Here is a 13154-nt window from a genome sequence, read left to right as displayed (position 1 = left end):
TCTCGCGCATGCTGTCGGGTGTGGATCTGAACAATGTCGAGCGCATTGAAGTGATCAACGGCGCCTCGGCGGCGTTTGGCAATGGGGCCACGGGCGGTGCCATCAACTTCATCACCAAGCAAGGCAACACGGTTGCCGGCGGCAAGCCGGAAATCACCGCTTCAGCCGGTTTGCGGGCCTTCACCACCAACATCACCGACAGCGTGGCGCCGGAATTTTCCGCCGGTTTCCGTGGCGATGCCGGGCTGGTGGATGTGGTGGCCAACATGTCGGCGAAATACAGCCGCGATTATTACGATGGGCGCGGCAACCATATTCCGTCCGACGCCATGCTGGGCCAGGGCGGCGGCGACAACATCGCCGATTACAATGGCTTGGTTAAGCTGGGCAAAAGTTTCGATGCGCGCCGGTTGGAATTTTCGGTGAATGCCGTGCATCTGGACCAGGAGCCGGATTACTTCACCAATTACGCCACCCGTCCGGTTTCGGTGCTCAGCACCAGCCCCTATACCGGCCAGAGCATTGCCGAACGGTCTGAATTCTATCGCGCCAGCTATTCCGATGGCGCTTTCGCGCTGGGCAATCTGCGCCTGGATTTGAGTTATAGCGATATCGAGCGCCGCACTGCACTGTCGCCGCTATCGGCTGCCAATACCCTGGTCTATTACACGTCGGGTCCGTTCAACCGGCTCAACACCAACGGCCAGCTCACGCTGTTCTCGCAGCAGATGGCGTTGCAAACCGCCGTCACCACGCCGCTGCCGATGCTGTTGCCCGGCATGAAGCTGACCTGGGGCGCGGATATCGGCCAGGACAAGACCACCCAGCGATTCCTCGACAACGTGGATGCCATCGCGCCGATGAAGCAGAACAATTATGCCGCCTATGCGCAGTTGGATGCGCCGGTGCTGGATTGGCTGCGTCTGCGCGGCGGTGCGCGGTATGACCGCTTCGATGTGGATCTCGCCGATTTCACCCGCCCGGCCTATACCACGGGCGCCGCTGCAGTAGCGGCCCTGAAGGTGCGGGGCGGATCCTTCAGCTATGATGCGGTGGTGTATAACGCGGGCCTGGTGGTGGATGTGCTGCCGGGGCTTGAGGCTTTCGGCGGCATGTCGCAGGGCTATTCGCTGCCCGATTACGGCGGGTTCACCCGTCGCGCCGGTGTGCAGGGCGTGACCAGCAATTTCTCGCTGCTGGGTCCGCAGCCGCAGAAGGTCACCACCTATGACGTGGGCTTGCGCGGCCAGAATGACCGCCTCAGCGGCGGCGTCAGCGGTTATGTTTCCGAATCCGATCTGGGTTCCACCTTCATCGTCAGCAGCAACCAGATCAGCCAGCAGAAGGAACGCATCTACGGTCTGGAAGCCTATGGCGAATACAGCCTCACTGATGCGATCACCTTGGGCAGTACGTTGTCCTGGAAGGAAGGCAAATTCGATTCCAACCGCGATGGCGATATCGATGCCTATCTGCCCAACAACCGCATCGGCAGTCCGCTGAAGCTGGTGCTGTTTGCCGGCTGGGAGATCGACAGCGACTGGAGCCTGCATGGCGAAACGGTGTTTTACTCGGCGCGCACCCGCTTCGATGGCACCAATGTCACCAAACTGGAATCCGGCTTCCTGGTGAATGCGCTGGCCAATTACAAGCTTGGGCAGGGAGATCTCAGCTGAATCTGTTCGACCGCTTCGCGTATAATCCCAGCGCCAGCGCCACCCGCAATGCCGGTGTGGCGGCCCTGGGCCGTACCGTGGCGGTACGCTACAGCCATAAATTCTGATCCGCGATGTTTGTTTTCGAGACCGATCAGGCGCCGATCTATGTGATGCGTTTCGTCGGCCGGTTCACGCCGGCAGACGAAACCATCTATCTGGATTGCCTGCAGGCTTTGGTCGAACGACCGCCGGGTTTCATCTTGGTGCTCGATCTGCGTAACGAAAACCGCATGTCCCATGAAGGCAACAAGCAGCAGGCGGCGTGGTTCAAGCGCAACCGGCCGCATCTGGGGCAGATCTGCCGGGGCATGGTGCGGGTGCGGGCCGATATCGACCCGCATACTCACGACGACGCCAATTTCCGCAAGGCAATGCCTTTTCCCATCGCCAACGTGAACACAGAGGCCGAGGCACTGGCCTGGGCCCGTAGCATATTGGAAACACCTGCATGACCACGCACAGCATCACCGGGACAATCACCGGAGCCGCACCCAATGCCGGGGCGCAGCGCCGCATCCTGATTGCCCTGGTGGGGCTGTATGTGGCGCAGGGCATTCCGATGTATCTCTATGCAGCGGCCCTGCCGGCCATCCTGCGCGATGGCGGCGTATCGCGCAGCGCGATCGGTTTGATCGGTGTGTTGATGGCGCCGATGATGCTGAAATTCCTCTGGGCACCGCTGGTGGATCGTATGCCCTTGCGGCTTTTCGGTCTGGCCCGGCTGGGGCATCGGCGCTCCTGGATCGTGCCCACGCAATTGGGCGTGGTGGCGCTGCTGGTGCTGTTTGCTTTTCTGCCGCCTGCCAATATGTGGGTGGTGCTGGGGTTGGGCTTTTGCATCATCATGCTCAGCTCAACCCAGGATATCGCCACCGACGGCTACGCCACCGAGCGGCTGAAGGCAAACCAGCGGGCCCGTGGCAATGCCGTGCAGGGCGGCAGCGTGGCGATTGGCGTGGTGATCGGCTCCAGCCTCACGCTCTATCTCTACAACCAGTTCGGCTGGACCCCCACCATCCTGGTGCTTGCCGGCCTGTCGGCGGCGACATTGCTGTTCACCCTGCTGATGGACGAGCCGCCCGCCGTTACACAAGCCGGGCAGCCCGCGCCGCAAATCGGCACCGCCGGTGCCTCGCTGCGCGGCGCGCTGAAGGATCCGGTCACCTATTCGGTGCTGGGCTTCGCGCTGATCTACCGTGCCTCGGAAGGCATCACCAAGGCGATGGAAAAGCCCTTCCTGGTGGATAATGGGTTGGCGTTGGAGGTGATCGGCTATCTGTCCGGGGCCTCGGCGGCCACGGCGGGCCTGTTCGGTGCGGCGCTGGCGGCCTGGACCATCCGCCGCGCCGGCCTATGGCAGACCATCCTGGGGCTGGGTCTGCTGCGCACCGGGGTGTTTCTCGGTTGCGGCCTGTATGCTGGGCTGGGCCTGCACCTGCATTGGCTGCTGATCGCCCTGGTGGCGCTCAACACGGTGTCGCGCTACATGGAGATCGTGGCGCTGTATTCGCTGTTCATGGGGGCGGCGGCCAAGGAGCGGGCGGGCACCGATTTCACCCTGTTATCCTGCGCCCAGCTTTTTGTCTTCATGATCGGTTCGCTGGTCAGCGGCGTGCTCGCTGATGCGCTGGGCTATACTGGGCTGTTTGGCATCGCCACTGTGCTGTCGCTGGTCAGCCTCTGGGCGGCGTTGAAGCGGGTGCCGCCGAGCCACCCGGCCATGCAGGTTTCCTAAACCTGATTCCGGCAGGCTTTCAACCAAAACGAAAAACGGCGCCGTAAGGCGCCGTTTGCATATGTGGCTCAGGCTTGCGCCTGAAGGCTGCCTTACTTGATCTTGGCTTCCTTGAATTCCACGTGCTTGCGCGCCACCGGATCATACTTCTTGAAGCTCAGCTTCTCGGTCTTGGTGCGCGGGTTCTTCTTGGTCACGTAGAAGAAGCCCGTGTCGGCGGTGCTGATAAGCTTGATCTTCAGGGTGGTCGGCTTGGCCATGGCTCTACTTCTTCCGGAAAAGCGGTGCGAAAAGTTGGCGCAGCATAGGGATTCGCAGGGTTTTGTCAAGGAAAGTGGGCATAAGAATTAATTCCTAAATATATCAGCACAAAGAGTGTTTCACGTGAAACACTCCGGGGCTTCCCAGCGCACGACGGGCCGGCCCAGGCGATAGCTCCAGAAGGCGGTGCCGCGTGGATGCCGCAGATCCGGCCCCAATTCGGCCAGCCGCAGCAGCATGAACTCGGTGATATCGGCCAGGGGCAGGCGCAGGGCCTGGTCCAGCGGCCGGAAAGTCAGGTCCAGCAATTCGTGGGAATCCCGCAGGGCGCCGCTGGCTCGCCCGGCATCGGCGGCGAAGAAGCGGGCATGGTAGCGGATCGGGCTTTGCGGCGGGGTGATCGCCCGGCCCAGATAGCTCAGGCCGGTAAGGTCTGGGCATAGTCTGCCATCCTGCACCCGGCCCAGCGCCAGGCCGGTTTCCTCCCAGGTTTCACGTGAAGCGGCCACGGCCAGGGCGCGGGCCAGGCGGGCCGGTGCACCGGATTGGCTTAAGGCCAGATAATCCTTTTGCAGCAGATCATTGGAATAATTATCGGACAAATCGGTTGAATCCACCCGGCCGCCCGGAAAGACATACACATCGGGCAGGAAACGGTGCTGCCGGGCGCGTTTGCCAAGCAGCACTTCCAGCCCGCCTGCAGTCTGGCGCAGCAAGATCAGGCTGGCGGCATGGCGGGGCTTCACCCCGCGCTGGCCCGGGCTGAACACCACCCCGTTCACGCCCCGCGCGAAGGGCGGAAGGTCGGACTCGCTCATGGTCTGGCCCCGCTCATGGCCCGATCCTGGTCATTCGGGGGTGTTGATATGCTTGCCGCCGCGATTATGGAAAAACGGCACCGGCAGGGCCGGGTCGGCGGCGCAATCCAGCCATTCGGCCAGATGCTTCAGCACCAGCACGGTGATGTTGGGCAGTTCCAGTCTGGCGGCTGCTTCGGGCGTCACCCAATGCAATTTGCCCAGTTCTTCCGAGGCGATCAATTCGCCCTGGGCCAGCTCGGCCGGTGCCGCGAAGAAGCGGGCATCGAAGCGGCGCGGTCGGTTGGGCGGGGTCACTGCGCGGCAGATATAGACCAGGCCGGAAGGGTCGGGCGCCAGGCAGGGTTGCTGGTTGTCTGGGGCGCAGAAGCCGCGCCAGCCGCGCGGCGCGGGGCCGGCCTTGGCCGGGGCGGGGGCGGCGATGCGCAGGCCGGTTTCCTCGAAGGTTTCGCGGATCGCGGCTAGCGCCAATGCCACTGCCTTGCGCGGCCCGGTGACGCGGGCGCGGCTGAGCCGGGAATGACTGACCGGATTGAGCGGGGCGGCCGGGCGGATGCGGTAATCGTTGATGTCCAGCTTGCCGCCGGGAAACACATAGCGGTTGGGCAGAAAGGCATGGCCGCTGCCGCGTTCGCCCATCAGCACTTCCAGCGTATCGCGGCTCTTGCGGTAGAGAATAAGCGTAGCGGCATCCCGGATCCGCAGCGGCGCCGGCTTCTGTTTCACGTCTGTCATAATCCCGAGTTTAGGGCCGGAAAACCGAGTCGAGGCAAATGGTTTTTCCGGCCCGCACCGGGTTCGCGATTTCGTCTCAGATCTTGAAGAACCGCACCAGATTGTTGAGTTCCTGCGCCTGGCCGGCCAGCGATTGCGCCGAGGCCGAGGTTTCCTCCACCAGGGCGCCGTTGCGCTGGGTGAGTTCGTCCATCTGCCCCACGGCGGTGTTCACCTGATCCAGCCCGGTGGATTGCTGCTGACTGGCTGCGGCGATTTCCGCCATGATGTCCGACACTTTCTTGATCGCGGTGACGATCTCCATCAGCGAGCCGCCGGTCTGGTTCACCAGCGTGGCGCCGGACTTCACCTGCGCGTTGGACTCGTTGATCAGCGCCTTGATATCCTTTGAGGCATTGGCCGAGCGCTGCGCCAGCGCACGCACTTCCTGTGCCACCACGGCGAAACCCTTGCCGGCTTCGCCCGCGCGCGCGGCTTCCACGCTGGCATTCAAGGCCAGCAGGTTGGTCTGGAAGGCGATCTCGTCGATCAACGACACGATGTCGGAAATCTTGCCCGCGCTCTGCTCGATGCGGCCCATGGCCTCGATGGCCTGTTGGGTGATGCCGCCGCCCTTTTCGGCGGAGTCACGTGCTGCCGAAGCCAGTTGGTTGGCGGCCATGGCATTATCGGCATTCTGCCGCACGGTGGTGGTGATTTCATGCATCGAGGCTGCGGTTTCCTCGATGGAGGCTGCCTGGCTTTCGGTACGCTGCGCCAGATCCTGGCTGCCGGCGGAGATTTCGCTGGCGGCGTTGTTCACCTCGTTGGCGGTCTCGGTCAGCCGCGTGGCGATGCCGCCCAGGGTTTCGCCCATCTTATTGGCGTCGTCGCGCATGCGGCCGAATATGCCTTCGAAATTGCCGCTGATGCGCTTCGACATATCGCCATTCGACATCGCCGAGAGCACGCCGCCAACCTGCGTCATCACCGTTTCGATGGCGGCTGTCAGGCGATTGATGCCTTCCGACATGGAGAGGAAAACGCCATCCTTGCCATCGGTGGAGAGCCGGCGCGAAACATCGCCCTTGGCTACGGCATCCACCAGCGTGGCGATTTCCGCCGCCGCCTGGCGTTCGCGTTCCATCTGCTGCCGGGTCTGTTCGGCGGTGCGGCGATCGGTTTCGATCTGCGCCTGGGTCAGGCGTTCGGCTTCCTTCAAGCCATCGCGGAAGATCAGCAGCGTGCGCGCCATCGAGCCGATTTCATCGCCGGCATCGGTGTAAGGCACACTGGCTTCGTAATCCTTTTGCGCCATGCTGCTCATGCGGGCCTCCAAGGCACGCAGGCGGCGGCTTACCATCAGCATCACCAGGATGATGGCGCCGATGATCATGGCGGTGACAAAACCCATGGCGATCCAGATATACAGCCGCGAGGTCAGATAGGCCGTCTCGGATGCATTGGCTTCGTTCAGCGCGCTCTTATAATTCAGGTCGCTGGAATCATGCAGATTTTTGCTGGCGGCATCGAACATCTGTTTGGCGCGCCCCTGATACAGCGCAAGCGCCTTGTCGTTTTCATTGCGGCGCGACAGTTCCAGCAACTCTTCATGGGCGGCCATGAAGGCTTGCCAGTTCTGTTCGAAGTTGCGGTAGATCGTACGCTCCGCCTCGCTATCTATCATCGGTTCGTAATCGCGGCGCAGCTTCTGCAATTGCGCCAGCTTGTCTTCCAGCTCTTTCTCCACAACGCGCATGGCGGCTTGATCGGTGCTCAGGATATGGCGCACCTGGATCACGCGGAACTCGGTTGCCGATAGGGTGATATCATCCACCACGCGGACGGAGGGCAGCCAGTTGGTGCGGATTTCGTCGCTGCGGCTGTTCATGTCTGCCATGCGGGCAATCACGAATGTGCCGAAGCCGAGGAAGATTGCCAGCAAGGCTGCGAACACGATGCCGAGCTTCAGATTGATGGTGAGCGAGGAACCAGTTTTGGCCATGTTTCCCTCCCAGGAAACCACACGACATGTCGCCTGCAGCCGAAAAGGATTACACCGTCTGAGTGGCGACGCCTGAAATCGCCCGACTCCTACTGCTATTTTTAGGCGAGGAAAATGGGGTGAATTGCGCCAAAGGGGTTATTTTACGCTAATGCCGCGAGTGATTTGCAGATACGCGCCTTTTATTACCGGGCGGTAATGCCGGCTCAGCGTTTTTTCGGGTTGCGCGTATTCTTGATATGCGAGGGGCGGCCCTGTTTGGGTTTTTTGAAATTCGGTTTGCCGCCGCGGCCAGGTGCGCCTCTGGTGCCCGAGCGGCTGCCGCCCAGCGGTGTACCTTCGCGGCTGAGCAGGTCAAACCGCAGGCCACCGGTTACCGGGGTGGCTTCCATCAACCGCACGGCTACGGCATCGCCCAAGCGATAGCGTTTGTTGGTGCGGCGGCCCACTAGGGCATGGCGGGCTTCGTCATGCTGGTAGAAATCGTCGCCCAGGCTAGACATCGGCACAAAGCCGTCGGCGCCGGTCTCGTCCAGCTCCACGAACAGGCCGAAGCGGTTGACGGATGTGATATGCGCGGAAAAATCCGCCCCCACATGCTCGGCCATGAAGGCAGCCACGAAGCGGTCCATCGCATCGCGCTCGGCCAGCATCGAGCGGCGTTCGGTAAACGAGATATGCTCGGCGATATTGTCGAAGGCCGCGCGGTCAGGGTCGGTCAGTCCGTCATTGCCCAGGCCTAATGCACTCACCAGTCCGCGATGCACCAGCACGTCGCTATAGCGGCGGATCGGCGAGGTGAAATGCGCATAGCGGCTCAGGTTCAGGCCGAAATGGCCCTGGTTCTTGGCGCTGTAATAAGCCTGCATTTGGGTGCGCAGCACCACGGTGTTGACCAGCCGCTCATGCTCGCTGCCCTTCACCATTTCCAGCACACGATTGAAATGTTGTGGCCGCAGCACCTGGCCCTTGGCCAGCCGCAGATCCAGGGTTTCGAGAAAGCGCCGTGTGCTGTCCACCTTGTCGGGCGAGGGCGGCTCGTGCACGCGATACATGCAGGGCTGACGATGCTTCTCCAGCTCTTCGGCCGCGGCCACGTTGGCGGCGATCATGTAATCCTCGATCACCTGATGCGCCAGCAGATGTTCGCGCGGGCGGATCGCCGCGATGCCGCCGTCAGACCCGATCATCACCCGGCGTTCGGCGGAGGTGATCGAGAGTGGCTGGCGGGCGGCACGTGCCTTGTTCAGCGCCGCATGGCAGGCATAGAGCGGCTTCAACACACCCTCCAGCCAGCGGTCGGAAGCATCGTCTGGATGGCCATCGATGGCTTGCTGCACCTGGGCGTAATGCAGGCCTGCCGCCACGCGGATGATGGCGCGGCAGAATCTGTGCCGCCGCTTGTTGCCATCGGCATCGAACCACAAATGCACCGCAAGCGCCGCGCGATCCTTGCCATCCATCAGTGAGCAGAGATCGGCCGAGAGAGTCTCGGGCAGCATCGGCACCACGCGATCGGGAAAATAGGTGGAATTGCCGCGGGTGCGCGCTTCGCGGTCCAGCGCGGAGTTGGGGCGCACATAATGCGCCACATCGGCGATGGCCACGATGGCATGCCAGCCGCCGGGATTGTTCGGATCGTCGTCTGGTTCGGCGAATACCGCGTCGTCGTGATCGCGGGCATCTTCCGGGTCGATGGTGATCAGCGGCACCTTGCGCAGATCCTCGCGGTCTTTCGCGGTGACGGCCTTTGCCTTGGCGGCCTCCATCTCGGCTTCCGCGCTGAAGGCGGTGGGGATGCCATGGGTGTGGATGGCAATCAGGCTGAGTGCGCGCGGATCGGCTGCATCGCCCACCACTTCGATGACGCGCGCCGGGCGCTGGCCGAAGCGGCGGCCGGCAAGCGGTTCGGCCACCACAAGCTGGCCGGCCTTGGCATTGCCGGTATGGTCGGCTGCCACCACATATTCATGGCGGATTTTGCGGTCGGTGGGTTGCAGCATGAAGCTGCCGTCGTCGGTGGCATAAAGCAGCCCAAGCACAGGCTGTTCGCGGCTTTCCAGCACGCGCACCACACGGCCCTGATAGCGGTGGCTGCCGGCCTGGCGGATTTTCGCCAGCACGCGGTCGCCCACGCCCACAGCGCCCAATTCGCGCCCACGTGTGGCGCCGATGCTCAGGTCGATCTGCGGCGGGTCGCCTTCGCCGGTCCATTCCACCGGCTTGGCCACAAGATCGCCATCGCGGGTGAGGCGCACGATATCGGCCAGGCAGAATTCCGGCAGCATGCCCTTGGGCGTAACGCGCTGGCCCTGGGCCGGCGTCACTTCGCCCTCGCGCTTCATTTCGCGCAGCAGGGCCTTCAGCGCCACGCGATCGGCCGGGCCGATCTTGAAAGCCTTGGCAATCTCGCGTTTGCCCACATTGCCGGGATTATCGGCGATGAAGCGCAGGATATCCTGCTTGGAGGGAAGGCTGCCTTTGGGCTTCTTCGCCACGTTATTCCGCTGCGTCCTTCTTGCCCGCGCTCTTCTTGGCTGGGGCCTTTTTCGGCGCGGCCTTCTTCACGGCAGCTTTTTTAGCGGCGGGCTTTTCGGCCTTGGGCGCGGCGGCTTTCTTGGGCGCAGCCTTTTTCGGCGCAGCCTTCTTGCCGCCCTTGCCGGATTTGGCCCGCGCCGCAATCGCTGCTACGGCGGCTTCCAGCGATATGGTGGTGTGATCCTCGCCGCGCGGAACCGGCGCATTGGTGGCGCCATGTTTCAAGTAAGGCCCATAGCGGCCGTCGATCACATTCACCGGCTCGCCATCCTCGGGATGGTTGCCGATGGTGCGCAAAGGTTTCGGTTCCGGGCGCTTGCGGCCAGGGCCGCGCGCGGCGGCAGCGGCGATTTTTTCCACGGCATGGTTGATGCCGATTTCCAGCGCCTCCATGGCGTCCTTCAGCTTGGCGTATTTGCCGTCATGCAGCAGATACGGGCCGAAGCGGCCAAGGCCGGCGAGAATCTCTTTCTGCGTTTCCGGATGCAGGCCGACCACGCGCGGCAGCGCCAGCAGTTTGAGCGCGAGTTCCAATGTCACTTCATCGGCGGGCAGGCCCTTGGGCAGCGAGGCGCGTTTGGGCTTCTGCTTGCCTTCGGCCTCGCCGAGCTGCACATAGGGGCCGAACGGGCCCTGGCGCAAGGTGACATCCACGCCGTTTTCGTCCTTGCCCAATTCCTGCGGACCGGACAAAGCCATTTCGCCATCGGCGCCGCCGGCGGCAAGCGGGCGGGTATAGCGGCAGTCGGGATAATCCGAGCAGCCGATGAAGGCGCCGGTGCGGCCGGCCTTGATGCCGAGCTGGCCCTTGTTGCAGGCCGGGCAGAGGCGAGGATCATGGCCATCGCCGCGTGCCGGAAAGAAATGCGCTTCCAGCATTTTGTTGATGGCATCCAGCACTTCGCCGCGCCGACCCATATTCTCGTCGATGCGGGTGATGGCATCCTTCACCGAAACATGGTCGTCGTCGCCACGGCTGAAATCGCGCCAGAAATCTTCCAGCACCTTTTTCCAGTCCAGCTTATGCTCGGCGATTTCGTCCAGCTTCTCCTCCAGATTGGCGGTGAAGTCATAGGCGAAATACTGATCGAAGAAACTGACCAGGAAGGCGTAGGCCAGCCAGCCGGCATCTTCCGGCACGAAACGCTTGGCTTCCATCTTCACATAGCTGCGCGCCCGCAGCACTTCCAGGATGGCGGCATAGGTGGAGGGTCGGCCGATGCCGAGTTCTTCCAGCTTGCGCACCAGGCTGGCTTCCGAAAAACGCGGTGGCGGCTCGGTGAAATGCTGTTCCGGGATGATGCCCTGGGTATCCAGCTTGTCGCCGACGGCAAGCTTGGGCAGGCGGGCGCCTTCCTCGTCATCGGCGGATTTGTCGTCGATGCCTTCCTCGTACAATTTCAGGAAGCCGGGCGACAGCACCACGGTGCCGGTGACACGGAAACCTCCGGTATTCGCAGCATCGCGGATGTCGATGGTGGTGCGCTCCAACTCGGCGCTTTCCATCTGGCTGGCCAGCGCGCGGGTCCAGATCAGGTCGTAAAGCTTGAGCTGCGCTTCGTCCAGATAGCGCGCCACGGCGCGCGGCCGGCGGCGGAAATCGGTGGGGCGGATCGCCTCATGGGCTTCCTGCGCATTCTTCTGCTTGCTCTTGTAGACGCGCCAGCTTTGCGGCACCGCATCGCGGCCGAAATCCTCGGCGATTACATCGCGGGCGGCGCGGATCGCCTCGTCGGCCATGCTCACGCCATCGGTACGCATATAGGTGATCAAGCCGGTGGTTTCGCCGCCGATATCCACACCTTCATACAGGCGCTGGGCCAGCTGCATGGTGAATGCCGCGCTGAAGCCCAGCTTGCGCGCGGCTTCCTGCTGTAGCGTCGAGGTGGTGAAAGGCGGGTAGGGATTGCGCTTGGCCGGCTTGATGCTGATATCGGCGACGGAATATTTCAGGCCGCTCAGCTTGGCGACGGCGGCTTCCGCCGTCTGCTGGTTATTCAGGTCGAACTTGTCCAGCTTCTTGCCGGCCAGTTCCACCAGGCGGGCGGAAACCTTCTGGCCATCGGCATTCAGGAAATCGCCGGCGATGGTCCAGTATTCGCGGGCGCGGAAAGCCTCGATCTCGGTCTCGCGTTCGCAGATCAGGCGCAGCGCCACGGATTGCACGCGACCAGCCGATTTGGCGGCCGGCAGTTTGCGCCACATGACGGGCGAGAGCGTGAAGCCGACCAGGTAATCCAGCGCGCGGCGGGCCTGCTGGGCATTCACCAGGTCCATGTCGATATCGCGCGGATTGCGCATCGCCTCGGTGACGGCCGTCTTGGTGATCTCGTTGAACACCACCCGGCTAACCTGCTTGCCCTTCACCACCTTGCGGTTTTCCAGGGCCTCCAGCACATGCCAGGAAATCGCCTCGCCCTCGCGGTCGGGGTCGGTGGCCAGTACCAGGCTGTCGGCCTCTTTCAGGGCGGTGGCGATTGCCCGCACGGAATCGTTGCCCCGGCCAGACATCTCGTAATGCATGGCGAAGTCCTTGTCGGGCTCCACCGAACCATCCTTGGGCGGCAGGTCGCGCACATGCCCGAAAGAGGCCAGAACACGGTGCCCGGGCCCCAGATATTTCTCGATGGTTTTGGCTTTGGCCGGGCTTTCGACAACAACGACTTTCATCGGGAAACGAATATCTCTTTTAGGGCCCGGCCGGCAGGGGCGGAGCTGTTGAAGGCGCCTGGACCATGGACAAAACCGCCCGCACTGTCAAATCGCAGCCTTGGGAGGGATCGCTTAATCCTGGTTTTCTGGTGTATTTTCAATGGGATAAGCGGCTACCAGCAACATGCCCACGGCATTGCCGCCATTGCTCAGCGGCAGCACCAGGCGCTCCCAGCTACGTTCCACGGCCCAGGAAGAACGCTTATCACGCGAGGTGGATTCGAATTGCGCGGTATACTGGCGGGTGGTCGGTGCCGCCGAGTTGACCACGGCATCATACTCGGCCCGTAGCAGGTCTGCCTGCGGGGCGGGCAGGCTGGAAATCGCCTGGCCGGTCATGTCCACCTTGAACTGGTTCACGAAGGCCGAGCCGTAGAGACGATATATATAGTCGCCATCCGGCTTGCGCTCGACCAGCATGAGATGGCCCAGCCAGGCCCGCATCTCGATGGGATCGATATCGGCTCGGTCTGGCATGGGCCGGCCCCGGCGCTTTTCGGCCCAATAGGCGTAAAGCGCACGCAGGGTGGGCAGGCTCAGCTGGGGCCCTGAATCCGATAGGGATGCTGCGTCCGGCATGGGTATGGCAACTCGAGCGGCGAATCGGGCGTTAGGATTTTGTTAACTATAACCGCTGGTTGGCGGAATGAACA

The 13154-nt window shown here is 62.7% G+C and carries 10 protein-coding genes; 3 read left to right on the top strand and 7 right to left on the bottom strand.

All coding sequences use genetic code 11. The annotated features are described in order from the left end of the window. The 3 genes from KF827_RS15455 to KF827_RS15445 form a co-directional block, all read left to right on the top strand. Positions 1-1676, top strand: a 1676-nt coding sequence (locus KF827_RS15455; RefSeq protein WP_291007280.1) for a TonB-dependent receptor, incomplete at its 5' end; no start/stop codon positions are given. 113 nt (positions 1677-1789) lie between these two features. After that, on the top strand, positions 1790-2170 hold the full coding sequence (locus tag KF827_RS15450) for a hypothetical protein (RefSeq protein WP_291007278.1): 381 nt from the start codon (positions 1790-1792) through the stop codon (positions 2168-2170). Beyond that, the gene (locus KF827_RS15445; protein WP_291007276.1) at positions 2167-3453 is read left to right on the top strand and encodes an MFS transporter; all 1287 of its coding nucleotides are present in this window, start codon (positions 2167-2169) and stop codon (positions 3451-3453) included. Before KF827_RS15450 ends, KF827_RS15445 begins: the two co-directional genes overlap by 4 nt. 92 nt (positions 3454-3545) lie before the next feature. Here KF827_RS15445 and rpmG read toward each other — a convergent pair whose 3' ends face one another. The 7 genes from rpmG to KF827_RS15410 form a co-directional block, all read right to left on the bottom strand. Beyond that, complete coding sequence (rpmG, locus tag KF827_RS15440) at positions 3546-3713, bottom strand: 50S ribosomal protein L33 (RefSeq protein ID WP_291007274.1); 168 nt, start codon at positions 3711-3713, stop codon at positions 3546-3548. Positions 3714-3833: 120 nt separating this feature from the next. Continuing rightward, on the bottom strand, positions 3834-4532 hold the full coding sequence (locus KF827_RS15435; RefSeq protein WP_291007272.1) for an NUDIX domain-containing protein: 699 nt from the start codon (positions 4530-4532) through the stop codon (positions 3834-3836). A gap of 30 nt (positions 4533-4562) precedes the next feature. Next, complete coding sequence (locus KF827_RS15430) at positions 4563-5258, bottom strand: NUDIX hydrolase (protein WP_291007270.1); 696 nt, start codon at positions 5256-5258, stop codon at positions 4563-4565. 85 nt (positions 5259-5343) lie between these two features. Beyond that, positions 5344-7251, bottom strand: a complete 1908-nt coding sequence (locus KF827_RS15425; RefSeq protein WP_291007267.1) for a methyl-accepting chemotaxis protein — start codon at positions 7249-7251, stop codon at positions 5344-5346. Between the two features lie 206 nt (positions 7252-7457). Next, the gene (gene rnr / locus KF827_RS15420; RefSeq protein WP_291007265.1) at positions 7458-9749 is read right to left on the bottom strand and encodes a ribonuclease R; all 2292 of its coding nucleotides are present in this window, start codon (positions 9747-9749) and stop codon (positions 7458-7460) included. Between the two features lies 1 nt (position 9750). Beyond that, a complete protein-coding gene (gene topA / locus KF827_RS15415; RefSeq protein ID WP_291007263.1) occupies positions 9751-12459 on the bottom strand; it encodes a type I DNA topoisomerase in 2709 nt (902 codons plus the stop codon). A gap of 114 nt (positions 12460-12573) precedes the next feature. Then, positions 12574-13080 (bottom strand): PAS domain-containing protein, encoded by a 507-nt coding sequence (locus KF827_RS15410; protein ID WP_291007261.1) that lies wholly within the window; start codon positions 13078-13080, stop codon positions 12574-12576. Between the last annotated feature and the right edge of the window lie 74 nt (positions 13081-13154).

This window comes from Ferrovibrio sp. (assembly GCF_019636075.1).
Lineage (GTDB): Bacteria > Pseudomonadota > Alphaproteobacteria > Ferrovibrionales > Ferrovibrionaceae > Ferrovibrio.
The sequence above is the reverse complement of the archived record's forward strand: the minus strand, read 5'-3'. Positions and strand labels throughout refer to the sequence as shown.